Source organism: Ructibacterium sp. SJQ-7, assembly GCF_054696575.1.
Genome location: NZ_CP195193.1, coordinates 1611779 through 1636405, shown reverse-complemented (window position 1 = coordinate 1636405; position 24627 = coordinate 1611779). Strand labels below are relative to the sequence as shown.

Below are 24627 nucleotides of genomic sequence, written 5' to 3'. Positions count from 1 at the left end.
TCTGAGGATTAGTCTATCTTAACTGTCCAACCGAACTCATCTTTAATTTTACCCCATTGAATACCTGTAAGAGTATCATAAAGCATATGAGTAACTTCGCCGATTTCGCCGTTGTTTACAGGCATTACAAGGTCGCCGTACTTAAGTTCGCCGATAGGTGAAATAACAGCGGCAGTACCTGTACCCCAAGCTTCTTCAAGCTTACCTGCTTTGAATGCCTCAACAAGTTCATCGATTGAAAGACGACGTTCTGAAACTTTGTAACCCTTTGACTGAAGAAGTTCAATAATTGACATTCTTGTAATACCGCCAAGAATTGAGCCTACAAGAGCAGGAGTAACAACTTCGCCGTCAATCTTGAAGAATACGTTCATTGAACCAACTTCTTCAACGTACTTTCTTTCAACACCGTCAAGCCATAGAGTTTGAACATAACCTTGTTCAGCAGCCTCTTCCTGACCTTTTAGAGAAATGGCATAGTTAGCGCCGGCTTTTGTGAAACCTGTACCGCCGATTACGGCACGAACATACTTCTGTTCAACGAAGATTTTAACAGGTGCGATACCTTGAGGATAATATGCTCCGACCGGTGAAAGAATAATTGCAAATGTAAGGTGCTTTGCAGGGTGAACACCAACGTGTGCGTCAGTAGCGAATATGTAAGGTCTGATGTAAAGTGAAGTACCGTCAAGTGAAGGTACCCAGTCCTTATCTACTTCTACAAGTGTTTTGATTGCCTTTATAGCAAATTCTTCATCTATCTTAGGAATGCAAAGACGATCACACGAAACGTTCATTCTTGCCATATTCTTATCAGGACGGAAAAGTTGAATTGAACCGTCAGCTGTACGATAAGCCTTCATACCTTCAAAGATTTCCTGTGCATAGTGAAGTACCATAGCGGCAGGATCAAGTTCAAACGGGCCGTAAGGGACGATTCTTGGGTTGTGCCAACCCTCTCCCTCGTCATAGTTCATAATGAACATATGGTCGGTATAATATTGACCAAAACCAAGCTTTGATTCATCAGCAGGCTTTTGTTTTGGAGTAGTTGTTTTTGTGATTGAGATTTCCATTGTAAACGCTCCTTTTATTTTTCATACATAAACAAAATTTGTTTATCACATTATATTATACCGCTTTTTTTTAGCGTTGTAAAGTAGTATAGTGTATTTTTGCGACATTTTTTATAAATAAAATTACAATATTGTACCAATATAAAAGGACAAAGTTAAAACAGCTTTGTCCTTAGAATCTTATGATAACAAATTATAAAGTCTGACGATTGTTGCAACGGCTTGTTCAACAGTATACTGACCTTGCGGATTAAATTCTTCCTCCGTAATACCTGTCATTATACCGTATTCGTTCGCCCAAGTTACAAAGAATTTTGCCCAAGGGGAGATTAAATCTGTGTCGCTGTATGTAAGGCTTGTTTCTGTTCCGATCCACATATACATTTCCGCAACTTTACATAGCAGTGTTGCCGCCTCTTCACGTGTTATTGTGCCGTCAGGGTCGAAATGTGATTCGTCTTTACCGTTTACAATGCCGAGTGCGTAAAGTATGTTGACGGAATCGTCAGCGTTGTTACAATCGACAAAGTAATTTTTTAGATACGGCTTGTTTTGGTCTTGCATATACTTGTCAAGTGACGAGTAATTTTCTTTCACGCAAATTAGATTTGCAAGCAATATACAAAATTGTTCACGTGTAATATTTTCAGAATAGTTGCCTGTAAATTCATACGGCAAAATATTTTTGCTTGCCGCCTCTCTTGCAAAAGGCTGTGCCCAAGGTGATGACGGAAGTTTCAAAAAGTCGTTTGACGTAACGCGGTGTATTTCCTCACCGTTCACCTTTTCTTCCGCATCGCGGTACATACTGTCAAGATAAAGCAATTTTTCTGTATTTGCCTTATTTAATTTGTAGCAAACGTAATTGTTGCTTCCGTACATACCAATCTGCAAACCCGAATTAAGCATATAGCTCTTTACGCCGTCATTTGTGTAGATGTTTACGGAAATACCGCGGAATGGGGTAGGGTTTATCTTTCTGTAAACAGTCATATCTTGAATTGTTGAGTAAAATTCGTTTATTTCGTCTTTTGTGAGGTCGGTATATTTGCCCTCGGCAATATCCGAAACCGTTATACGCGTTATTTCATCGGCGTTAAAAACTCCGAGTGCGTCAGAAAAAGTCATATTTTCCGGCAAATCAACCACATTATATGCGTGTGCGGTAAGTGCAAGCATAAGAAGCAGTACAGTCGGAACAATAATTTTAAATAATCGTTTAATTTTAATCACCTCCGTTTAGAAAACGCAGTAAGTGTCCATATATTCCTTCATTTTTGTAAGAATATCGCCGTATGAACCGTCTTGCTTCAGATATTCGTAAATATCCTGAACAGTAATAATAGCGTGTACGTTAATTCCGAAATCCTCCATAACTTCCATAATGGTTGTCTTTTCAGGGTTTTGACCTACTTCACATCGGTTTACGGAAATGAACATATCTTTAACTTCTACATTTGCGGCATTTTTTAGTATCGGCATAGTTTCTCTTACGGCTGTACCGGCTGTTATGACGTCCTCAATAATGATAACTTTGTCGCCGTCCTGTGGCTTGTAGCCTACAAGTGAACCGCCTTCACCGTGGTCTTTTTCTTCTTTTCTGTTGAAGAAATAAGGCTTGTCGATTTTGTATTCGTTGTAAAGTGCACCTGCGGCGGCAGTTGCAAGAGGGATACCCTTGTAAGCCGGACCGAACATACAGTCAAAATTATCACCGCAGTTTTCCTTTATAAGTGCGGCATAGAACTTGCCGAGTGTGGCAATTTGCTTGCCTGTACGGAAGTTACCTGTGTTTACGAAATAAGGTGTGTTTCTTCCGCTCTTTGTTACGAAATCGCCGAAACGAAGAACATCAGATTCCATCATAAATTCAATAAATTCTTTTTTCTTTTCTGTAAGCATAATTTTTCCTCCTAAAATTAATCTCTAAAATAAAGATTTCTCAATTTTTTCAAAGTGCGTTTTTCCATTCGCGACACCTGCATTTGAGAAATACCCATTATTTCTGAAATTTCCTTTTGACTTTTTTCGTCATAGTAACGATATTCAATAAATTTGCGTTCATCGGCGGAAAGCCGACTCATACAATATTTAATAAAATCCTTGTCTTCTATCATAAGAAAATTGCTGTCCTCAATGCCGATAAGGTTTGAGAAATTCAATTCACCGTCTGCATATGCCTCGTATTCAAGTGACTTTATAAATGATGTATCACCTACTTCGTAGACATTCTCAAGCAGTTTTTCGGGAATGTTGAGTATTCTTGCAATTTCCTCTTGCGAAATTTCGCTTGAAACACGCTTGATTTTTTCCGCTTTGTAGAATATTTCATAAAGACGTCTTGGAATACGGATAAAGTTGCCTTTATCTCTGAAATACTTGCGTATTTCGCCCATCACCGTAGGGGTTGCATATGTGGCGAATTTAACGCCTTTGTCAGGGTCAAAACGCTCAACCGCATATAAAATTCCCATACATGCGACTTGAAATATATCGTCATATTCAACACCGCGATTGATAAATTTGCGTGAAAGAATTTCGGCTATATATATGTAAGAAGAAACGATTTCGTCACGAAGGGCGATGTCGCCTGTTTCTCTGTATCGAGAAAACATTTCATATTCTGTTGTTTTAATTTCGGGTTTGACGACTGCCAATAAAAACCCTCCTTCGTGTGATTTATTTTACAAGTGCCTCGGCAACGGCGATTGAGTCATCGTGTGCCTGAGTATTTTTTTCGTCATCTTTGTAGTTGCGGCGAATAAGAATGTATAGGTCGTCACAGTAAATGCCGTTGTCTTTTAAAAGTCGACTGTCTTTTAGATTTACCGCATAACCTTTGCCGTCAGCGGCTTTAACAACTTTGTCGGAAGACGAGTCTATAAAACTGTCAGTGCAGTCATAAATTTGGTCTACAACTTCTTTTTGCATTTGAGCGTCTACATTGGCCTTGTCCATAAGATAAATAAATGAACAGTCGTCCGTAAACGTTAAGTCAAGCTTTGTTTGAATAGCATAGTCGTATTCTTCGCTGCCTGCATTGTCCGCAAAAACGAGTGTGCTTAGAAGTACTGAATTTTCGCCGTTTCCGTCAATGTCGCTTATACGTTCGGAAATTATTTCTTTAAGCTTGTTAATTTCTTCTTCGGAATAATTCATATGTCCCGCGTAAACAACATTCATATCGTATTTCGGACGTGTCGCACATTGTACAATGGTTACGGACGCAATAAGAACAGCTACAACCGTAATTATAACGTGCCATTTGTAGTAATCCCAAAAATATTCCCACCATTTTTTTGTGAACTTCGGTGGTACTTCACCGTATTTTTCTGCCATTCGGATTCCTCCTTTATGGTTGGTTTATAATTTGTGTGCTTTGACGCATACAATAACTGCGTCTAAAAAGCTATTAGTCCTATTATATCATAACTGCACTATTAAATTCAAGGCTTTTTCTTGGAAATAGAGTTTACTTTACAAAATTGAGGAAAATAATCAAAAAAGCCCTTTGAGAAAAGGGTTTCTCCTCTCTCAAAGGGCAAGTTGGCAAACTTGAATTTTCAAATTAGTCTTTGCAAATAACCTTTGAACCTTCACCATCAATTACAATTCCCTGACGGTTGTTAATTGGGCATAGATTCAAATCCGAAAACTCAGTCATTATTTTCTCGGTAACTTTCTTAAATGGTGCTGTAAGATAATGCGGAAGAACATAGAAATCAATCAAATCAAGACCTGCATCATCTTCTTGTGAGTAGTCCTCTAGCTTTTCATCCATTTGCTCGATATATTGGATGCTTGGAGCGCATATAATTGCGCCTGCCGACTCGCCGATCATCAATTTTCCATTTGCCAATTCCTTTTTCAGTAGCCCATCAGCTCCCGTTTTACGGAGCTGGTCCATAAGAAAGAAAGAATTTCCGCCGGTAAAATATATCACATCTGCTTCTTCAAAAACAGACTGTATCGTTGAATAAGCCTTCGTTGAAATATCAATTTCAGTTACGATTGCTCCCAACTTTTTGAATAATTTTCGAGCCGAGCCGACATAACCGGTGTAGCCTTCACGCAGTGAAGCTGTTGGAATAAATGCGACTTTCTTATTTTCAATTTCTTCCTTTATCAGACTTCCCACACTTGAAAAGTGCGAACATAAAAATAGTTTCATCAATATTCTCCTTTATAAATTTATATTTCTGTTTGTTTTAAAAATGGGCAACTCCGATTGGAATTGCCCACTCATTGCACTAATTATGCGATTTTTTCTTGCTTGCACCGATTTCTGCATCAATTATTGATGTAAGTTTGATGTAAATCGCTGTTTTTTTAGTTTTTTATCAAATGAAGTACGTCCCGTCTATTCGGTAAAACGGTACATCTTTACATCATCTTAATAGAGCTTTGCACCTGCCGGAATATGGTCATCTACCATAAGGAGATGAAGCTTTTCTTCGCCTTCTTCTTCGTGTACTGCACTGAGAAGCATACCACAAGAGTCAATGCCCATCATTGCTCTTGGAGGAAGATTTGTGATAGCAATAAGAGTCTTTCCAACCAGTTCTTCCGGCTCATAAAAGCTATGAATACCGCTTAAAATGGTTCTGTCTGTGCCTGTTCCATCATCAAGAGTGAACTGTAACAGTTTCTTTGACTTCGGTACTGCAACACACTCTTTAACTTTTACTGCACGGAAATCTGACTTGCTGAATGTATCAAAGTCTACCATTTTCTCAAACAAAGGCTCAATCTTTACCTTAGAAAAATCAATTTTTTCAGACTCAGTTTTTACATTTTTTTCAGGTGCTTCAGAAGCTGTATTTTTTACATCATTTTACTTGTTTACATCATTCAACGGTTTCATCGTTGGGAACAGAAGAACGTCGCGGATGGCTGGGGAATCGGTAAGGAGCATACACATACGGTCGATACCGAAACCGATACCGCCTGTCGGTGGCATACCGATTTCAAGTGCACGCATAAAGTCTTCATCTGTTGTATTAGCCTCTTCATCGCCCTGTGCAAGAAGTTCTTCCTGTGCTTTAAAACGTTCTCTTTGGTCGATTGGGTCATTAAGTTCAGAATAAGCGTTTGCCATTTCCCAACCGTTCATAAAGAACTCAAAACGTTCAACGTAATCAGGGTTTTCAGGCTTTTTCTTTGTAAGCGGTGAAATTTCAACCGGGTGATCCATAACGAAAGTCGGTTGAATAAGGTGTTCCTCTGCATATTCTTCAAAGAACAAGTTAAGAATATCGCCCTTCTTATGCCTGTCCTCATATTCAACGTGATGTTCATCGGCAACCTTACGAGCCTCTTCAAGTGTATTAATTTCGTTAAAGTCAACGCCTGCGTACTTTTTAACCGCGTCAACCATTGTTATACGTTCAAACGGCTTACCCAAATCCATTTCTATACCGTTATACACGATTGTAGTTGTACCAAGCACTTCCTTGGCAACGTGGCGGTAAAGATTTTCTGTAAGATCCATCATACCGTGATAATCTGTGTATGCCTGATACAATTCCATAAGAGTAAATTCAGGGTTATGGCGAGTGTCAAGACCTTCGTTTCTGAAAACTCGTCCTATTTCATAAACCTTATCAAAACCACCCACGATAAGACGCTTTAAGTAAAGCTCAAGTGAGATACGAAGCTTGAAATCTTCGTCCAATGCGTTAAAGTGCGTTTCAAAAGGTCTTGCGGCAGCACCGCCTGCGTTTGCGACAAGCATAGGTGTTTCAACTTCAAGGAAGTTTTGACCGTTTAGGTAGCTGCGAATTGACGCAATAATCTTTGAACGGTTGATAAATGTCTTTTTAACATCGGCGTTCATAATAAGGTCGATATATCTTTGACGATACCTAAGGTCTGTATCTGTCATACCGTGGAACTTTTCCGGAAGCGGAAGAAGTGATTTTGAAAGCAGAGTGATTTTTTCGGCTCTTACCGAAATTTCACCTGTCTGAGTTGTGAAAACTTCACCCTCTGCACCGATAATATCGCCTATATCAAGCTTTTTGAAACGAGCGTATTCGTCCTCGCCCAAAATATCCTTTTTAACAAAAAGCTGAATTTGTCCGTCTATATCAGAAACGTGAACAAAACCGACTTTACCCATACCTCTCTTTGACATAATACGTCCTGCGATTGAAACAGTCTGACCGTCAAATTGAGATACTTGTGCCTTTATGATTTGCACTTCGTCACTGACGCGTTTCTTTAATTCGCGGTCTTCCTCTGTATAGTTTTCTTTAAGTTGAGCAGATGTGTGTGTTCTCTCAAATTTTGTGATTTTAAATGGGTCACGTCCGTCATTTTGAAGTTCTGTAAGCTTATCTCTGCGGACTTGCAAAAGTGCCGATAATTGCTCTTGTGTTTGCTCTGTGTTTTCCATCTATTGAAAATCCTCCTTAAATCTAATTCTGAATATACTATATAATTATATACTATTTTTATTGAATTTACAATGACTTTTTGAGAAAAAAGTCATATTTTAAGCAGAAAACTGCGTATAAAATTATATTTTCCATTGACATAAGGGTGAGAATTATATAAAATACAGTTTAGAATATTACGGAACGGAGATTTTTAAAGTGAAAAATCCTACAGTAAAAAAGATATTTGCGTGCGTGGCTGTGCTTACCGTGTTGACAGGTTCGGCACAAGGTGCGTACAAAGTTGAAATAGATGACGATACATATGTATCGGACGAAGTATATTTTGCGCCTGTGTCAACTTGGGACGAAGTCAAGGCACAACGCATAAATTTAAAGCAAGGCAAGGTTTTGTTTTACGCGGGCAAAGAAAATGAGCCGTATAAAATTGCGGCGGAGGTTATGCCGCTGAATACGACAAACAAGAAAATTATATATAAATCCGAAGATATAACGATTGCGACAGTTGACGAAAACGGTGTTGTTACACCGACTGACAAAATAGGTGATACATTCATTGATATAAGGTGCGGAAATGCATTGTCAAAGTTGAAAGTAAGCGTTGTTAAGGGAGTAGAAGGCGTTGCAATGTCGCAAAGTGAAATGACATTGTATGCAGATAAGCCTATTACCGCAAAACTTACGGCTATGGTTTCGCCGACAGACGCGACTATACAAAAGGTCAGATGGTACAGTGACGACGAGTCGATTGCAACTGTGGACAGTGAGGGACTTGTATCGCCTTGCGGTGTCGGAACAACCGACATTTACGCAAAAACGGAGGACGGCGACTATACGGCAAAATGCACGGTTACCGTTACAACATGGGAAAAACGTAAAGAGGATATACCTGTTGTGTACACCGACTATGATATGACGGTTGATGAAATGGTTGAAGAACAAATGACCGCAGAACCGACTGTATTTACAAACGGTGTGTTCCCGGCGAGTGAGGAAAATGTTGAACAGTATGTAAATCCGGAAAATCTTGTATCTGGATATGAAAAATATCAGTTTATGGATTTGAGTGTGTCAAACAATGTCGATTCCGCTACACTTGACACTTATTTAAAGGGTAAAGGAGTTTTGGACGGTCACGGCAGTGAATTTAAGAAAGCGGCTGATGATAACAACGTAAGTGAAGTATATCTTGTAATTCATTCGTGCCTTGAAACAGGTAACGGTTCATCGGAACTTGCAAACGGTGTTGAATATAACGGCACAACGGTGTATAACTTGTTCGGTATCGGTGCGGTGGACGAATCACCGATTGACGCCGGTGCGGAATATGCGTATAAGCAAGGCTGGACGAGTGTAGAAAAGGCAATCGAGGGCGGTGCAAAGTGGATAAGTGAGAATTATATCAATAATTCCAAATACGGGCAGAACACTTTGTATAAAATGAGATGGAACCCCGAAAAACCAGCCGAACACCAATACGCAACCGATATTGCGTGGGCGTCAAAACAGGCAAAGAGTATGAGCAGTATGTTCGAGGCATTCCCAACGGCAAAGTATAAATTTGAAATTCCGAGATACAGCGGACAGGAAAAATTAGAAGTTAAATAAATAAAAAAACAAGTCACTTTGAAGCGAACCCCAAAATTTAGACAAAATTAAATATTAACTTGCTTGTGAATGAGTTCGGTATTGTACCGGACTCATTCCTTTTAGCTTTAAAGAAATTCTTTCATTGTTGTAATAATCAATATATCTTTTTAATTCATCTATGAAAGCTTTGACACTTTCAAATTTTTCACCATAAAACATTTCAACTTTCAATCTTCCGAAGAAGTTTTCCATCGCACCGTTGTCCATACAATTTCCTTTTCTAGACATACTTTGTACAATATTGTGTTCTGACAGTAAACGTTGATATTCCGAATGTTGGTATTGCCAACCTTGGTCAGAATGGAATAATGGTTTCGCATTAGCGGGCAGCTTTTTGAATAAACCATCAAGCATTTCTCTAATTTGCTGCAAATTTGGACTTAATGAAATTGAGTATGACACAATTTCTCGATTATACAAATCCATTACAGGTGACAAATATACTTTATCATTACACACTTTAAATTCAGTTACATCAGTTGCTAGTTTTTCAAAAGGTTTTGTAGCTGTAAATTCTCTTTTAAGTAAGTTGTCGGCTATTTTGCCGATTTCTCCTTTGTATGAACGATATTTACTGTTTTTGCGTTGTTTTCCTTTGAGATTAAGTTCTTTCATCAGTTTCAACACAGTTTTATGGTTAATTGTATATCCTTTTTGTCTTAATACAATTAAGATTCTGCGGTAGCCGTATCTGCCTTTATTAGCTAAAAATATATATAGTATTTCTTGTTTCTCTTTCTTGTATTTATCTTTGATTGGATGTTGTATATAGTAATAAAAGGTACTACGGGCTAAACCTGATAATTGCAGCAAGTCTTTTAACGGATATTTTTGCCTTAATTCATTGACTATTGCTGCTTTTTCTCTTCTTTTAACATTCTTTTCCGAACTAAGGCACTGAGTTTTTTTAAGTATTCATTCTCCATTCTTAATCGCTGATTTTCGGCAATTAAATCTTCTTCAATTTTCTTATCAAGTTTGGGTGGACGACCTTTTGCTATTCCATCTACTTTACTGGCTCTACCTCGTCTTTCTTTCATCAGACCTTCGGCTCCTTCTTCCAAGAATATGCGTTCCCATTTCGATATTACATTATGTTTAACATCGTATTTTCTCTCTGTTTCCATTATACCCAAATGGTTTTCTCGCATATCCATTATAACAGATAGTTTGAATTCTGGCGAGTGTTTTCTATATTTTTGTCCTTTCTTTGCCATAAAAATATGCACCTCCAAAAGTGTCTAACTTTTGGGGTGCATATCACTTTTGAAGTGACTTGTTTTTTGTTGTTTATGATTAATTGTAGATTACGATAAGTTTTGCAGTACCCTTTGATGAGCATACAAGAACTTTTGAACAATCTTCGCCGTAGTTTTTAGCGTCTTTCAAATCGTTGATTGAAAGGTCTGTTGTTGTGTTATCGACATATCTGCTGATTTCATCTCTGTCTTCGTCCATACGAACAATCTTTGTTGACGCGTTGACTGTGATTTCTTCGTAATCGCTGTCATCAAGAGTATATGTACCGTCAACGTTTTCAAAACCTGTCTTTGTTACATAAATCTTCTTTTCGTCAGTAAGGACTTGGCTGATGTTGTACATACAAGCTCTTGAGTAAGGAACTGTACCTGTTGATGTGCTGTTGTAAACTTCGTCTTCGTCAGTACCGTTCTTTTTAAATCTGTAATCGAATTTGTATTTTTGATAATTATTATCTTCTGTAGGGTCTTGTTCTTCTTCCCAGTTGAACTTTTTACCGTCATATGTCTTGCCGTCAAGAACTTCTGCGATGTCTGCGAACTTAATGTTGTTTATACGTCCTTGTGCAAGCTGATCGCTGTCATAAGCGAATTGGATAACGTCACCGATTTGCGCGTCTGCAAATTCTGTACGGTCATAAGTTGTCCAGGCTTTTTCTGTGTTTGAACCTGCGAATACGTTGAATTGAAGAACTGAATCGTCTTTTACTTCATTATATACGCTTTCAGGTAAAGTAGAAACGATTGAGAAGTTTGTATCTTTCTTAACTGATGTAAGTGTACCGTCATTTCCGTAAAGTACCAAAAGCCCGGCAACCTTTGATGAACTGATGTCATATGCTTCTACATAGTATGTATCACCTGTTGTAAATGCTGATGACGCGGTTTTTTTAGCATATTTTTCTCTCTGTGTTCTGTCTGCCGGAACATAAAGAACAACTGTTGAAGAGTTTATTGAAAATGCTGTTTTGCCGTTAAGCGAGAAACTGTTTGATGAATAAGTATACTTATCGGCAGCTTTGCACTTTGCGATTTGTTCTTTGTCGTCATTTTGAGTTTGAAGTTCATCAGATGTAAGAGCAACGATTTGTGTAACTTCACCGTTTGTTATTGTAACTCTTGCCGGTTGTGAGAAACCTGTAAGTGTAGGAGTTTTTCCTGCACCGTAAATATGATCTGCCAATTCTGTATCATCGTTTGTATAATCGGCCGATGCTTTTAGTTTGTCAATTATAAGTTCACTCTTGATTGATGCACCGTTGAACTTAACTTTATCCTTTACAGGATATGACGACGCACTGCTTGCCGAAACAGTCGGTGCATATGCAGTAATGTAAATCTTACCGCCTTCGTCACGGTCGATAAATGCGTTTGTGATGTAAGCGTAAGGAATTACGGCAGTCTGTTCAAGTGTTCCGAAAACGGCTGTGTTAAATGCGTCAAGATAGAATGTACCCGAAACGCCTGTTTTAAGAGTTTTGCCGTCTTTGTCATTTATGTATGCCTCACACTTGCTGCCGATTTTATATGATTTACCGCCGATTGTCATTTTATCGCCGTTTGAACCGATTGAAGTGATTGAACCCTTAACAGGATTATTTGTAACAAGAAGTGTGTAGTACGAACCGTCAAGGCTCTTTGTATAAAGAATTACATCGTTTGCGGAAATTGATGTAACAGGAATTTCCGAACCGTTCTTTGTGATTGTGTATGTATAATCAGACGCTTGAGGGTCAAGGATTAAGTAGTTACCTGTTACGAGCTTGTCTGTTATACGGTAATCTGTTGTTGTAGGAGTGGCATAAGCAACTATTGTGTCATAGTTGTTTATTTGAATCATATCTATTGTGCCGTCGTCACCGTTGTCTGTAAGTTTAACGTCACCGTAGATTGTGTAGTCTGTGTCAGGAGTAAGCCATTGTTCAAGTGCCTCTTCGCGTGAGAATGTTTCTTCCTGCTTTGTTGTCGGATTTGTAAGAGTTACGGTTTCGTTCTTTGCAACAAGTTTGCCGTTGTATCTTACTGTAAGTTCATCTTCTTTTAGTTTTACAGTCTTTAGCTTTGATGATGAATCATAGTATTTAAGTGAGTTGCCGGAAAAACTGTTTAAATCTTCATAATCTAATTTGATTTCAGAATTTTTTGTTGTTTCGTCGTCAATGATGATAAGCTTTCTGTCGTCCTTGTCTGTCAACTGTTCATAGTAAACGGTGATAGTATTGCCAAGATATTTGCTTATATCTGTAACGTTTGAAGTGAATTCCGAGAAGTCGATTTTTACAAGATCACTGCTGTCGTTCGGCAAGATAGCCATTTCACTTTCGTTAAGATCTTGCTTGCAGTCCTCTGTCAGGTAATCTTCAACACCTACAAGAGTACCTTTTAGCTTTTTAACTTTTAGGTAGTCCTGCATAAGAGTTTTCTCTGTTGCAACCCAGTTGTAACCGTTGTTTTCGTATATAGGTATTTCAAGTGCGTTGTAAAGTACCTGTGCAATCATACCTCTTGTTGCACCTTCACTGTAACCTGTTGAATTAACTTTCTTTGTAAGGTCAAGAGTGTTTGCCTGCTTAATGAAACCTTCCGGCCATTCGCCGAGATTTTCGGCAAACTGAACATAACCTAATGTACAAACTACCATTTTAAGAGCTTGTTCATAAGTTACAGGAGCGTCCGGAGCAAAAGTACCGTCGCCCATACCTGCGATTATGCCAAGATTGTAGGCAGTTTGAATATAGTTCTTTGCCCAGTGTGAAGCGTCAACATCAGTAAAGTCTGATGAGTCGTATGCAAGGTCTTTGTAACCAAGTATAAATACGATAAGCTTTGTGAATTCGGCTCTTGTGATTTGACCGTCAGGCTTGAAAGTACCGCCTTCGTATCCGTCAATAACTTTAAGCTTTGTTAAAGTTGTAATAGCGTCTTTGTAAGTATTATCGTCACCTACGTCGCTGAATGCAGCAAAAACCGATGTTTGACATATGACGGAAAGTGTCATAATAAGTGATGTCAGAATTGCTGTTATTTTTTTCATGAGTTATTCATCCTTTCGTTTTGAATTTAGTGTAGTAATATTCAGATACTGATATTTTATCATTCTTTTATATATAAGTCAATTAAAATAATATATTTCACAATTGTGAATTTTAATAAAATTGTGTAAAAAAATTTATTTAACATTGCAATAATAAGAGGAAAGTGCTACAATATCTATTGACTGACATTTTTAATATTAGTTATATATAAATATGAAGAAAAACGTGGAGGAACATTTATGGATAATAAAAAGAAAAACCGTTCGCCGCTGAAAAATCCGTTGTTGATATTTTTGGTGATTTCGGTTATTGCGACAGTTATTTTAAATATGGTAATGCTGTCGTTGCAGACACCGAAGAAACAGGAAATATCGTACAGTGAATTTTTGACTATGCTTGATGAAAATAAAGTTGACGAGGTTATTTTGCAGTCGGAGCAGATAGTCATATATGAAAAGTATGACGAATCACAGCCGATAACAACGCCTAAAACAACCGAGTTTATGAAGATGATGGGCATAGATACAGACGCGGTTATAGAACAGGCAAAGGAAAACAGCAGAAATGTGTATTATACGGGATATATCCCTGACGACAGACTTCTTGCGGATTTGGACAGTCACGGTGTGAAGTATTCCACACCGATACAGCATAACAGTCCTGTGCTTGATTTCTTCCTTACATGGATATTGCCGTTGGTAGTTATTTATTTACTGTTCTTTATTTTGACACGTTCAATGTCGAAGAAAATCGGCGGTGGCGGCGGAATTATGGGAATAGGTCAGTCCAACGCAAAGATGTATAACGTAGAAAATGCGACAGGCGTAACGTTTGCGGACGTTGCCGGTCAGGAAGAGGCTAAAGAATCGCTTGACGAAATAGTCGATTATCTTCATAATCCGTCAAAATATCTTGCAATCGGTGCAAAACAGCCTAAGGGTGCACTTTTGGTCGGACCGCCGGGAACAGGTAAAACACTTCTTGCAAAGGCGGTTGCCGGTGAGGCGAAAGTGCCGTTTTTCTCGCTTTCCGGTTCGGAATTTGTGGAAATGTTTGTCGGCGTCGGTGCGTCAAGAGTTCGTGACTTGTTTAAGCAAGCATCGGCAAAAGCACCTTGTATTATATTTATAGACGAAATTGACGCAATCGGTAAATCGAGAGATAATCAGATTAGTTCAAATGATGAACGTGAACAAACTTTAAATCAGCTGTTAAGCGAGATGGACGGATTTGATTCGTCAAAGGGACTTGTAATTTTAGCGGCAACCAACCGTCCGGAAGTGCTTGATAAGGCACTTTTAAGACCGGGTAGATTTGACAGAAGAATTATTGTTGAAAAGCCTGATTTAAAAGGCAGAGAAGATATTTTGCGTGTGCATATAAAGCACGTTAAAACAGAGCCTGATATTAATCTTCACGAAATGGCACTTGCAACAAGCGGTGCGGCAGGTGCAGACCTTGCGAATATGGTAAATGAGGCGGCTTTAAGAGCGGTAAGATGTAACAGAAAGACCGTAAGCCAAGAGGATCTTATGGAGGCTGTTGAAGTCATAATCGCGGGTAAAGAAAAGAAAGACAGAATTTTGTCCGAAAAGGAAAAGAGAATTGTTTCGTTCCACGAAGTCGGTCACGCACTTGCAACAGCGGTACAGAAACATACTCAGCCTGTTCACAAAATCACAATCGTTCCGAGAACTATGGGTTCGCTTGGTTATACAATGCAAATGCCCGAAGAGGAAGAACGTTATTTGATGTCGAAAGACGAAATAGTTGACCAGATTACAGTGTTCCTTGCAGGCCGTGCGGCGGAAGAACTTGTATTCAACGTGCAGACAACAGGTGCGTCAAATGATATTGAACGTGCAACGTCACTTGCGAGAAATATGATTACGCAATATGGTATGTCGGAAAAATTCGGTATGGCCGGACTTGAAAGCATACAGAATAAATATCTTGACGGCAGAAATGTTTCAAACTGTTCGGAGGAAACAAAGACAGATATTGATAAGGAAGTTGTACGCGTATTGAAAGAGTGTCACGAAAAGGCATTTAATATATTGAAAGAAAATCGTGACGCACTTGATGAAATCGCAGAATTTCTTATCAATAAGGAAACTATTACGGGCGATCAGTTTATGGAGATATTCAACCGTGTAAAAAGCGGCAGAGAAAATTCTGACAGTGATGCAGAAGAAAGTGCCGCAGTTAATGAAGAAAATGATAAAGAAGAATAACGGTACGTTCAAAAAGTGCTTTGCTCAAAGGCTTAGGGAACTGAGAAAAGAAAACGGCATAACGCAGGCGGGACTTGCGGAGAGAATGAATGTTTCAAGAACGTGTATCGCGAATTGGGAAAGCGGCAAGCGTATCCCCGAAGTGGCGGCGATAACGTATCTTGCCAAGCTTTTTAAAGTTCCTGTTGACTACCTTTGCGGCAGGACGGACGAACGGTACAGAGTGAAATTGCTTGATAATATCGACTTCGACTTAACAAAACTAAACGGCAAAGGCATCGAAATGCTTTGCGAATATTACGATTATCTTGTCAGCAGTAAAAAATATAGAGCAAAATAGTAAAAAATGCTTGACATTTGCTGAAAAAAGATATATAATTACAAAGCTTGCGGTAAACGTAAGCAATCCTTGCCCACACGGGATATGTGTGGGACAAAAGTCCATAAGGAGGTGCAGAAAATGGCTGAAAAAATACTAAACAGCTATGAAACAATTTTTATCATTGACGCAACACTTGATGAGGAAACGGTTACTGCTCTAAAGGATAAGTTTACAACACTTATCGAACAGAACGGTGAACTTGAATCTGTTGACGAATGGGGCAAGAGAAGACTTGCTTACGAAATTAATGATAGAACAGAAGGTTTCTACTATCTCGTAAACTTCAAGGCTGACAGCGAGTTCCCTAAAGAACTTGAAAGACAGTACAAGATTACAGAAGGTATCCTAAGAACTATTGTTATCAGAAAAGACGAAGAATAGTCTTTTGTGAAGAAAGCGGTGTAAGTATGAACAAAGTTATATTAATGGGACGTCTTACACGCGACGTCGAAATGCGTCAGACTCCGAACGGTGTTTCACTTGCGAGATTTTCAATCGCGGTAAACAGACGTTTCGCCGGTAAAGATGCTCAGCAGCAGGCTGATTTCATCAACTGCGTTGCATGGCGTCAGACAGGTGAATTTATCGCAAGATATTTCCAAAAGGGCAGTATGATTGCGGTAGTCGGAAGTATTCAATCGAGAAGTTGGGACGGTAATGACGGTAAAAAGCAGTATGCGACGGAAGTTGTTGTAGACGAGGCTTACTTTACCGGTTCAAGAGCCGAATCAGGTACTCAAGGCGGAGGAAATTATCAGAACCAAGGCTTTAATCAGGGCGGATTTAACGCTCCTCAATCGCAGCCTGCACAAGGCAGTGAACCAAACTTTGGTGATGATTTTGATATGGGCGATTTTTCGGACCTTGACGGTTCGGAAGACGATTTGCCATTCTAACATCCGCGTGATAAAAATTGATAGGAGGAAAATAACATGGCTGAAAGAAATGACAGACCACAGAGAGCAAGAAGACCTAAGAAAAAGGTTTGTATGTTCTGCGTAGATAAGGTTGAGCATATCGATTATAAGGATACAGCAAAGCTTAGAAGATACGTTACTGAAAGAGGCAAGATCGTGCCAAGACGTATCAGCGGTAACTGTGCAAAGCACCAAAGACAGCTTACAACAGCTATCAAGCGTGCAAGAATTATAGCACTATTGCCATTCGTTGCTGAATAATTGATTTTTTAAACGGAATGCACTGCATTCCGTTTTTTTATATATAATTTAACGGAAGGTGTTATAATGAACATAAAAGTAAGAGAATTTAATGAAAGCGATATACAAGCCGCAAATGAAATTTGGAACGAAGTCGTAGAGGACGGAGTGGCTTTTCCACAGGAAGAATGTCTTACGGAAAAGAGCGGATTGGAATTTTTTAAGAGTCAGTCATATACAGGTATTGCGTATGATGAAGAAACGGGTGATATTGTCGGACTTTACATACTTCATCCGAACAATGTCGGCAGATGCGGTCATATCTGCAATGCAAGCTATGCGGTGAAATCAACACAAAGAGGTAAGCATATAGGTGAAATTCTTGTGACGGATTGCTTGAAAAAAGCAAAGGAAATCGGTTACGGTGTACTTCAATTTAATGCTGTTGTCGCAACTAATCAATATGCACTTAAATTATATAAAAAACTCGGCTTTGTACAACTCGGTGTAATACCTAACGGTTTCCGTATGAAAGACGGAACATACGAAGATATAATTCCGCATTATCACACTTTATAAAAATTTTTTTGAAAAAAGTGCAACCTTTTGGTGTGCTGAATTGTATTATAAGTGAAGGGAGGGGGATTAATGACAGACGAAAGGTCAAAAACAGACGTTTCATCTGACGAAGTTATACGCAAGTATTTTGATACGGTGTATAAACTTGCTTTGTCACAAACGAAAAATCAAACTTTTGCCGAAGATGTGACGCAAGACGTGTTTGTTCGATTTATACAGAATAAAGATAAATTTGAGTCGGAGGAACATATAAAGGCTTGGCTCATTCGTGTGACGATAAATTGCTCAAAGAGTGTTTTTATGTCATCGTGGTTCAAGAAAATCGTTCCGCTTGAAGAAGATTTAACCTTTGACAATCCCGAAAAAAGTGACGTGTATTTCGCTGTACAAGACCTTCCCTTAAAATATCGTACGGTGATACATCTTTTCTATTATGAGGATATGAGCGTGAGGGAAATCGCCGAAAGCATTGACATAAAAGAATCGACTGTTAAATCGCATTTACACAGAGGCAGAATGTTGCTTAAAAATAAACTGAAAGGAGATTATGACTTTGTTTAGGAAAATTTATAAACAAGCCAATGACGATATAAAACCGAGTGAAGATATGATAAACAGAGTTATCTTGAATGCGCATAAAGGTGCAGAGAAAAGACAATCTCCCCTGCCGTATAGGCGATACGCAAAATATGCGGTATCGGCTGCGGCGGCAGTTGTTGTTGTGTCTGCGGCGGTTATATCTATGCCGTATTGGCAGAAAACAAGAGATGACGGCGTGATTATTGAGGAGCAAGTTTCAACACCGACACCGTCCGATATGTCGGAAAGTGTAGTTTCAAATACTGCGGATACTTCATATCCGTATCCTACCGATAGTCCACAAACTATTCAAAATCCCTATACTCCCCCTCCCAATAACTATTCGGATAGTCAAACTAAAACGGAGAAAAAGAACTGTGACTATAAGAGTAGTGACAATGAAAAAGTTGCGGTAAATAATCGGATAGCAAACGAGAACAAATCGCTTAAAATCGAGGATAAAACCAAAATCCCCAATATCGAGAGTGAACAAAACAGTGAAAATCAAGAAATAACGGAAGATGTCACTGTCGAAGAAAGTGCAATCGAGGAAAACACAATCGAATTGTCAACAATATTTTCTGCTTTTATGTCAAGTGACAGAACAGCAGAAATCAGTACAAAAAAAGAAGTGCCGACCGAAATTACAAGCGATGAAGGCAATGCCGATACGGTTATCGGCACCGGAATGGCAATGAGTTCGGCTATGGCTACATCAGTGCCGACACCTCAAATAGAAATAAACGCTCCGAGCGGTTTTGAAACGACCGATACATATAACGGCGGTGCGGCTTTTGAATCAGAAAACGGCGGAAGAATAGACGTAAATTATTATTACAGCGGAAATGACGATACAGAGCCGGTGTATAACGAATATGAAAATGATGTATCGGCATATTTTACCGAAGATAAAATCGATTATAATATTTACGGAACCGATACGGGCAGAGAGCCTGTGGAAGAAGTAGTCAATTCAATCAAATAAAGTATTGAATTGATTTGCAATTTGTGATATAATATAAACAATATAATGATTTTGGAGGTAATGATTGTGAATAAGAAGATAATAGCATCTGTATTGGCTGTCGCATCTGTTTTGACTGTATCGGCAGGCGCTTTGGCTGATGATAACATTACGGTTACGGTAAACGGAAATAATGTTTCTTTTGTGGAAATAACACCTTTTATTGAAAATGACCATACACTTGTTCCTATGCGTGAAATATTCGAGGCACTTGGCGCAGACGTACAGTGGGACAACGAAACAAGAACTGTTATATCATATGATTCGGTAAGTGACGTAAGTATTACAATGCAGATTGATTCTGATGTAATGTATGTAAACGGCAACGCGGTTACACTTGAAACACCCGCAAAAATCGTGGGTTCATCAACGGTTGTGCCTGTAAGAGCAATCGCTGAGGGTATGCACAGCGTTGTCGGTTGGGACGAGGCAACAAAGACAGTTACTGTTGAAAAGGAAATCAAAACAGAGCCGTCTTCACAAATTCCAAACCCATGGACAGATTATAACAGTCTTGACGAGCTTAATGCGGCATTGAATAATGCAAAGAGCGTAAAATATCAAGTGGCAGATTTGAACGCAAGCAGTTTTGATGAAGGTAGCAAGTGCGAGGCACAAAGCTACAGATACCTTGCCGACAGTAATTTGGCAGAAATCAAATACACTTACAATACAAATGTATTAGACATTACAGTTCGTACACAACCGGGTGACGCAGACATTTCGGGTATATCGGGCGGTACTAAGGTTGAGGACTACAAAGTAGCCGATTCGGCAGTTGAAATTTACACATACAATAAAACAACATACGCAATATGGTCATGCGAGGACGCGGGTACAGTAATGAGTCACAGCGTTGCCGTAACGGAAAATGAAACTGTTACAGACGTGAATGCTCTTGTAAAAACACTTGTAGACGACGTTGAAACAAATCACCCAAGAGGTTAATTTGACTGAAATAAAATATAAAAAACCGCTTTAATGAGCGGTTTTTTTGGTGTGAAAATACAGTTGAGAAAAATGCAGTGATATGGTATAATTTAAGATATGAAAAATGAAAGAGGTATTAAAATGGTTATTTTATATGAAGTACACGATAATTTATACGTAAATATGACGAACAAATGTCCGTGCGCGTGCACATTCTGTCTAAGACAGACGAGGGACGAAATGAATCATTCGGGCAGTCTTTGGCTTGAAAGAGAACCGAGTGTTGAAGAAGTTAAAAACGAATTTTCAAAATTTGATATGAATAAGTATAAAGAGGTTGTTTTCTGCGGTTTCGGTGAGCCGACCGAAAGACTTGACGATGTGCTTGAAGTCTGTCGGTTTATAAAGGATAAGTATAACAAGACTATCCGTATAAACACAAACGGTCTTGCCGACCTTATTCACAAAAAGAACACTGCGCCTATGTTTGACGGACTTATCGATATTGTTTCGATCAGCCTTAATACACCGAACAAGGAACGTTATCTTGAACTTACACGCAGTAAATTCGGCATCGAATCGTTTGACGCAATGATTAAGTTTGCCGAAAATGTAAAGCACTATGTAAAGGAAGTGGTGCTTTCGACTGTTTCGACAACGCTTACAGAGGAAGAAGAAAAGGAATGTGCCGATATTTGTAAAAAAATCGGCGTGACATACAGAATAAGACCGTTCGAGGATTGATAATTATGAATACTGTTGCAACAGAAATGATAAAGTATTATGCAGGTGACAAGAAACGCATAAACCATTTTATAAAAGTACACGGTTATGCCAAAGCGATAGGCGAAGCGGAGGAGCTTGATGAAAGGACTATGCTTATTCTTGAAACTGCCGCATATGTGCATGATATAGGAATAAAGATAAGCGAAGAAAAATATAATTCTTCTGCGGGCAAATATCAGGAAATCGAGGGTCCGCCGATTGCGGAGGAAATGCTCACGAAATTGGGATATGACAAAAACGTTATCGAACGTGTGTCATACCTTGTCGGTCATCATCACACATATTCAAATATCGACGGTATCGACTATCAAATACTTGTTGAGGCGGACTTCCTTGTCAATATAGATGAGGACGAAATGACAAAAGAAACGGCTGAAAACGTTCGTGAGAAGATATTTAAGACAAAATCCGGTACACAAATGCTGGATAATTTATTTTTAACGGAGCTGATAAAATAATGTGGATAGGACTCGTATGCCTTTACGGAGTTTTAAAGGGTGTAAGAGATATAATAAAGAAAAAGGCAATGGAGAAAAACAGTGCTATGGAGGTGCTGTTTTTCTACACGTTTATAAGCTTTTTATTCGTGACGCCGAGCGTGAAAAACGCATTGTCGATAGATTTTCATTATATCGGATTTGTAATGATAAAATCGGCTATAATTTTTATAGCTTGGATATGCAGTTTTAAGGCGATAAAGAAACTGCCGATTGGATTTTACGGAATTATGGATATGTCGCGCGTAATATTTGCGACAGTGCTGGGAGTAACGGTGCTGGGAGAAGTTATGACGGGACATAAGATTGCCGGTATGGCACTTGTGCTTGTCGGATTGCTTTTCGTAAATGCCAAAGGCAAGGGATTGGGCGAAGAAAAAGCAAAGCCGATATACATTGTACTTGTGCTTATATCGTGTCTTTGCAACGCTGTTTCGGAACTGCTTGATAAAATGCTTATGCAGAGTATGAACAGCGGTCAACTTCAATTTTGGTATATGTTCTTTATGGTAATATTGTATTTGGGCTATATGATTGTAACCAAAACAAAAATAGATTTCAGAACGATATACAAAAATTATTGGATACTTATTTTGAGCGTGCTGTTTGTAATCGGCGATAAGGCACTGTTTATCGCGTGCAGCAAGCAGGAAAGCACGGTTGTCGCAATGACTCTTATAAAACAATGTTCGGTTATGATTACGATTATAGGCGGACGAATTGTGTTCAAAGAAAAACGCACGCTTTATAAAATGGTGTGTGCGGCGGTTATAATCGCCGGAATAGTTTTTGCCGTTATGTAAAAAATTAAATTTATTATTGCAAAAAAATGGTTGATATGATAGAATGATTTATATATAATCTATAATGGCATTAAGGGTATATGAAGGGAGTCGGATTATGCTGGATATATATAATGTATTAGATGCAATATCGGAAATTGTATATGTATCTGACGCAGAAACTCATGAGATTTTGTACATAAATGAGACGGGAAAGAAAATTCTCGGCGATTGTTTGGGTGAAACGTGTTATAAACTTTTTCACGGCAAAAGTGCGGAATGTGCAAATTGTCCTTGCTTGAACGGTGAGGGACTTTCTGAGTATATTCATGAAAATGTAATGACGGAAAAAGCATATATTATTAAGCATAAGGATACTGTGTGGGACGGTAAAAAGGCATATTTGGATATTGCATTTAACATTACCAACACTGAAGAAATTCAGAAAAGACTTGAACAGCGTCTTGATATGGAGCATATTTTGGTAAGCTGTATGGTTGAAATGCACAAGAATAAACCGTTTGAAGAAAGCTTTACAAATTTGCTTGGAATAATAGGCAAATATTTTGAGGCGGATAAAGTTTTTGTGTTCAGTTATGATGAAAATAAACTGAGCAATGTATTTGAATGGAATAACAATGGCGTCAATCCGAGAGCGGAAGAACTTAAAAGCTTGGATTCAAACGTTGTTGATAAATGGCTGCCGACCTATGACAGCAATGAAAATGTTATTTTAAATAATGTCGAAGATTTGAAAGAAATTTCTGTTGAGGCATATCATCAAGCGGTAAAAAGCGGTGTGCAAAGGCTTGTTGCGTCACCGATTGCCGATAACGGTAAGATAATCGGTTTTATCGGCGCAAGTAATTTGCCGGAAGAAAAATTTTCTCAAATTGTGACATTCTTTGACGCACTTGATTATTTTGTTGCGTCAATGATTATTCGCGAAAAGAGTTCGCGAAAACTCAGAGAGCTGAGTTACGTTGATTCGCTTACGGGCTTATATAACAGAAATAAGTTTACAGAAGATACCGAAAGAATTATGAGAGGTCGTAATTGCGGCTTGGGCGTGCTTTATATGGACCTTAACGGTTTGAAAGAGATTAACGATAAAAGCGGTCATTGCGGCGGTGATTGTGCACTGAAAGATATAGCGAGCGTGATTGTTGAGTCGTTTGGCAAGGAGTGTTCATACAGAGTCGGCGGAGATGAATTTGTCGTGCTTTGCTATGATACGAATGATAAGGAGTTTACAGCTAAGGTTACTGCGTTCAGAAATTTAATTTCTGAAATGAAGTATAAAGTGTCGATTGGTTTTCATTATTCTAAAGATTCGTCAGATATTGATGAAGTAATAAAGATTGCCGATGAAAAAATGTATCAGGATAAGAAATATTATTACAGAAATAACGGTCAGTCGGCAAGATACAGATTTTATAATGATACATTTGTGTCATTCTCAACACAGGAAAAGTTGAAAAAGCTTATACAAGAAGAAAGATTTGTTATATGGTTCCAACCGAGATTTTCCGCAATCGACGGAGAATTTTGTGGCAGTGAGGCGCTTATCAGATATTTTGATGAGGACGATACGATTGTTTCGCCTATGGATTTCATTCCTGCAATGGAATATAACGAAACGGTGCATATGATAGACCTTTATGTGTTCAGACACGTCTGTGAATATATTTCCGGCTGGATTGAGGCGGGTAAAAATATTAAGCCTGTGTCGGTTAATATATCGCATTGCACGATTGTCAGACCTAATTTTATGGAAAATCTTATGAATATTTGGTTTGATTATAATATCCCGAAAGATTCGATTGTGATTGAAGTGTCGGAAGATAAGGTTAAGGGCGGTCTTAGCGATGTGCTTGACAAAATTGTGGAACTTAAAAATAACGGTTTCCATATTGCAATTGATAATTACGGTGCGAAATATGCGGACTTGTTCTTGTTCTCGGAAGTTAAATTTGATACATTGAAACTTGACCGTGAACTTGTTCATAAGCTTGAAACAGATGAAAAGACTTGTATGATTTCAAAGTCGGTTATAGATATTTGTAAAAATTATAATATTTCCGTTGTCGCCGAGGGCGTCGAAAATGAAAAGGAATATGATATTTTGAAAGAAATGGGCTGCGATGAGGCACAGGGATATTTGTTCGATAAACCGATGTCGTGGAATAGATTTGAAGAAAAATATTTGTAATTTAAAAGGCGGTACATATGTACCGCCTTTTTACGTGGTTGGAAAAT

23 protein-coding genes and 1 pseudogene are annotated in these 24627 nt (G+C 38.6%); 14 read left to right on the top strand and 10 right to left on the bottom strand.

Features of this window, described 5'->3' with window-relative positions; genetic code table 11:
- Positions 1 to 8: 8 nt before the first annotated feature.
- The 7 genes and pseudogenes from ACSAMO_RS07530 to lysS form a co-directional block, all read right to left on the bottom strand.
- On the bottom strand, positions 9 to 1076 hold the full coding sequence (locus ACSAMO_RS07530; RefSeq protein WP_117968262.1) for a branched-chain amino acid aminotransferase: 1068 nt from the start codon (positions 1074 to 1076) through the stop codon (positions 9 to 11).
- A gap of 180 nt (positions 1077 to 1256) precedes the next feature.
- The gene (locus ACSAMO_RS07525) at positions 1257 to 2309 is read right to left on the bottom strand and encodes an S-layer homology domain-containing protein (protein ID WP_412275482.1); all 1053 of its coding nucleotides are present in this window, start codon (positions 2307 to 2309) and stop codon (positions 1257 to 1259) included.
- 6 nt (positions 2310 to 2315) lie between these two features.
- Positions 2316 to 2978: an orotate phosphoribosyltransferase gene (gene pyrE / locus ACSAMO_RS07520; protein ID WP_022229683.1), complete on the bottom strand. Its 663-nt coding sequence runs from the start codon at positions 2976 to 2978 to the stop codon at positions 2316 to 2318.
- A gap of 17 nt (positions 2979 to 2995) precedes the next feature.
- Entirely contained in the window at positions 2996 to 3733 is a 738-nt protein-coding gene (locus ACSAMO_RS07515; RefSeq protein ID WP_022229684.1) for a sigma-70 family RNA polymerase sigma factor, read from the bottom strand.
- Between the two features lie 22 nt (positions 3734 to 3755).
- Entirely contained in the window at positions 3756 to 4415 is a 660-nt protein-coding gene (locus ACSAMO_RS07510; protein ID WP_022229685.1) for a hypothetical protein, read from the bottom strand.
- Positions 4416 to 4644: 229 nt separating this feature from the next.
- Positions 4645 to 5247, bottom strand: coding sequence for a Type 1 glutamine amidotransferase-like domain-containing protein (locus tag ACSAMO_RS07505; protein WP_499209039.1), 603 nt, complete (start codon positions 5245 to 5247; stop codon positions 4645 to 4647).
- Between the two features lie 222 nt (positions 5248 to 5469).
- A pseudogene (lysS, locus tag ACSAMO_RS07500) lies at positions 5470 to 7473 on the bottom strand (lysine--tRNA ligase).
- A 199-nt stretch (positions 7474 to 7672) separates the two neighbouring features.
- On the opposite strand from lysS, the gene ACSAMO_RS07495 reads away from it, so the two are divergent.
- The gene (locus ACSAMO_RS07495) at positions 7673 to 9082 is read left to right on the top strand and encodes an N-acetylglucosaminidase (RefSeq protein WP_499209038.1); all 1410 of its coding nucleotides are present in this window, start codon (positions 7673 to 7675) and stop codon (positions 9080 to 9082) included.
- Between the two features lie 54 nt (positions 9083 to 9136).
- Here the strand turns inward: ACSAMO_RS07495 and ACSAMO_RS07490 are convergent, their stop codons facing one another.
- The 3 genes from ACSAMO_RS07490 to ACSAMO_RS07480 all read right to left on the bottom strand — a co-directional run bounded on the left by ACSAMO_RS07490 (position 9137) and on the right by ACSAMO_RS07480 (position 13417).
- Positions 9137 to 10039, bottom strand: a complete 903-nt coding sequence (locus ACSAMO_RS07490) for an IS3 family transposase (RefSeq protein ID WP_176813171.1) — start codon at positions 10037 to 10039, stop codon at positions 9137 to 9139.
- Positions 9973 to 10341 carry a helix-turn-helix domain-containing protein gene (locus ACSAMO_RS07485; protein WP_022229812.1) on the bottom strand — a complete coding sequence of 123 codons (369 nt, stop codon included), beginning with the start codon at positions 10339 to 10341 and terminating at the stop codon, positions 9973 to 9975. Before ACSAMO_RS07485 ends, ACSAMO_RS07490 begins: the two co-directional genes overlap by 67 nt.
- 79 nt (positions 10342 to 10420) lie before the next feature.
- Positions 10421 to 13417, bottom strand: coding sequence for an S-layer homology domain-containing protein (locus ACSAMO_RS07480; RefSeq protein WP_499209037.1), 2997 nt, complete (start codon positions 13415 to 13417; stop codon positions 10421 to 10423).
- Positions 13418 to 13657: 240 nt separating this feature from the next.
- On the opposite strand from ACSAMO_RS07480, the gene ftsH reads away from it, so the two are divergent.
- The 13 genes from ftsH to ACSAMO_RS07415 all read left to right on the top strand — a co-directional run bounded on the left by ftsH (position 13658) and on the right by ACSAMO_RS07415 (position 24580).
- A complete protein-coding gene (ftsH, locus tag ACSAMO_RS07475; protein ID WP_117968313.1) occupies positions 13658 to 15652 on the top strand; it encodes an ATP-dependent zinc metalloprotease FtsH in 1995 nt (664 codons plus the stop codon).
- Positions 15627 to 15992: a helix-turn-helix domain-containing protein gene (locus tag ACSAMO_RS07470; RefSeq protein WP_022229695.1), complete on the top strand. Its 366-nt coding sequence runs from the start codon at positions 15627 to 15629 to the stop codon at positions 15990 to 15992. The genes ftsH and ACSAMO_RS07470 overlap by 26 nt, the downstream gene beginning before the upstream one ends.
- Positions 15993 to 16112: 120 nt before the next feature.
- Positions 16113 to 16415: a 30S ribosomal protein S6 gene (gene rpsF, locus ACSAMO_RS07465; protein WP_022229696.1), complete on the top strand. Its 303-nt coding sequence runs from the start codon at positions 16113 to 16115 to the stop codon at positions 16413 to 16415.
- A gap of 26 nt (positions 16416 to 16441) precedes the next feature.
- A complete protein-coding gene (locus tag ACSAMO_RS07460) occupies positions 16442 to 16930 on the top strand; it encodes a single-stranded DNA-binding protein (RefSeq protein WP_022229697.1) in 489 nt (162 codons plus the stop codon).
- Positions 16931 to 16966: 36 nt separating this feature from the next.
- Positions 16967 to 17212 carry a 30S ribosomal protein S18 gene (gene rpsR / locus ACSAMO_RS07455; protein WP_022229698.1) on the top strand — a complete coding sequence of 82 codons (246 nt, stop codon included), beginning with the start codon at positions 16967 to 16969 and terminating at the stop codon, positions 17210 to 17212.
- A gap of 66 nt (positions 17213 to 17278) precedes the next feature.
- Positions 17279 to 17770: a GNAT family N-acetyltransferase gene (locus tag ACSAMO_RS07450; protein ID WP_499209036.1), complete on the top strand. Its 492-nt coding sequence runs from the start codon at positions 17279 to 17281 to the stop codon at positions 17768 to 17770.
- A gap of 69 nt (positions 17771 to 17839) precedes the next feature.
- Positions 17840 to 18331, top strand: a complete 492-nt coding sequence (locus ACSAMO_RS07445) for a sigma-70 family RNA polymerase sigma factor (protein ID WP_412578337.1) — start codon at positions 17840 to 17842, stop codon at positions 18329 to 18331.
- Positions 18324 to 19334: a hypothetical protein gene (locus ACSAMO_RS07440; RefSeq protein ID WP_499209035.1), complete on the top strand. Its 1011-nt coding sequence runs from the start codon at positions 18324 to 18326 to the stop codon at positions 19332 to 19334. Before ACSAMO_RS07445 ends, ACSAMO_RS07440 begins: the two co-directional genes overlap by 8 nt.
- Positions 19335 to 19400: 66 nt before the next feature.
- Positions 19401 to 20321: a copper amine oxidase N-terminal domain-containing protein gene (locus tag ACSAMO_RS07435; RefSeq protein ID WP_499209034.1), complete on the top strand. Its 921-nt coding sequence runs from the start codon at positions 19401 to 19403 to the stop codon at positions 20319 to 20321.
- Between the two features lie 123 nt (positions 20322 to 20444).
- Positions 20445 to 21047 carry a TIGR04100 family radical SAM protein gene (locus ACSAMO_RS07430; RefSeq protein ID WP_022229703.1) on the top strand — a complete coding sequence of 201 codons (603 nt, stop codon included), beginning with the start codon at positions 20445 to 20447 and terminating at the stop codon, positions 21045 to 21047.
- 5 nt (positions 21048 to 21052) lie between these two features.
- Entirely contained in the window at positions 21053 to 21547 is a 495-nt protein-coding gene (locus ACSAMO_RS07425) for an HD domain-containing protein (RefSeq protein ID WP_117968307.1), read from the top strand.
- Complete coding sequence (locus ACSAMO_RS07420; RefSeq protein WP_117968306.1) at positions 21547 to 22389, top strand: DMT family transporter; 843 nt, start codon at positions 21547 to 21549, stop codon at positions 22387 to 22389. Before ACSAMO_RS07425 ends, ACSAMO_RS07420 begins: the two co-directional genes overlap by 1 nt.
- A 97-nt stretch (positions 22390 to 22486) precedes the next feature.
- Positions 22487 to 24580 carry a sensor domain-containing diguanylate cyclase gene (locus tag ACSAMO_RS07415; RefSeq protein ID WP_499209033.1) on the top strand — a complete coding sequence of 698 codons (2094 nt, stop codon included), beginning with the start codon at positions 22487 to 22489 and terminating at the stop codon, positions 24578 to 24580.
- Positions 24581 to 24627: the final 47 nt, after the last annotated feature.

Bases quoted from the DNA above. Each gene is read 5' to 3' on its own strand.
- ACSAMO_RS07510 (WP_022229685.1), bottom strand. From the start codon at position 4,415: ATGGCAGAAAAATACGGTGAAGTACCACCGAAGTTCACAAAAAAATGG.
- ACSAMO_RS07430 (WP_022229703.1), top strand. From the start codon at position 20,445: ATGGTTATTTTATATGAAGTACACGATAATTTATACGTAAATATGACG.
- pyrE (WP_022229683.1), bottom strand. From the start codon at position 2,978: ATGCTTACAGAAAAGAAAAAAGAATTTATTGAATTTATGATGGAATCT.
- ACSAMO_RS07485 (WP_022229812.1), bottom strand. From the start codon at position 10,341: ATGGCAAAGAAAGGACAAAAATATAGAAAACACTCGCCAGAATTCAAA.
- rpsF (WP_022229696.1), top strand. From the start codon at position 16,113: ATGGCTGAAAAAATACTAAACAGCTATGAAACAATTTTTATCATTGAC.
- ACSAMO_RS07460 (WP_022229697.1), top strand. From the start codon at position 16,442: ATGAACAAAGTTATATTAATGGGACGTCTTACACGCGACGTCGAAATG.
- ACSAMO_RS07420 (WP_117968306.1), top strand. From the start codon at position 21,547: ATGTGGATAGGACTCGTATGCCTTTACGGAGTTTTAAAGGGTGTAAGA.
- ACSAMO_RS07415 (WP_499209033.1), top strand. From the start codon at position 22,487: ATGCTGGATATATATAATGTATTAGATGCAATATCGGAAATTGTATAT.
- ACSAMO_RS07445 (WP_412578337.1), top strand. From the start codon at position 17,840: ATGACAGACGAAAGGTCAAAAACAGACGTTTCATCTGACGAAGTTATA.
- rpsR (WP_022229698.1), top strand. From the start codon at position 16,967: ATGGCTGAAAGAAATGACAGACCACAGAGAGCAAGAAGACCTAAGAAA.
- ACSAMO_RS07470 (WP_022229695.1), top strand. From the start codon at position 15,627: ATGAAGAAAATGATAAAGAAGAATAACGGTACGTTCAAAAAGTGCTTT.
- ACSAMO_RS07480 (WP_499209037.1), bottom strand. From the start codon at position 13,417: ATGAAAAAAATAACAGCAATTCTGACATCACTTATTATGACACTTTCC.
- ACSAMO_RS07425 (WP_117968307.1), top strand. From the start codon at position 21,053: ATGAATACTGTTGCAACAGAAATGATAAAGTATTATGCAGGTGACAAG.
- ACSAMO_RS07530 (WP_117968262.1), bottom strand. From the start codon at position 1,076: ATGGAAATCTCAATCACAAAAACAACTACTCCAAAACAAAAGCCTGCT.
- ftsH (WP_117968313.1), top strand. From the start codon at position 13,658: ATGGATAATAAAAAGAAAAACCGTTCGCCGCTGAAAAATCCGTTGTTG.
- ACSAMO_RS07505 (WP_499209039.1), bottom strand. From the start codon at position 5,247: ATGAAACTATTTTTATGTTCGCACTTTTCAAGTGTGGGAAGTCTGATA.
- ACSAMO_RS07450 (WP_499209036.1), top strand. From the start codon at position 17,279: ATGAACATAAAAGTAAGAGAATTTAATGAAAGCGATATACAAGCCGCA.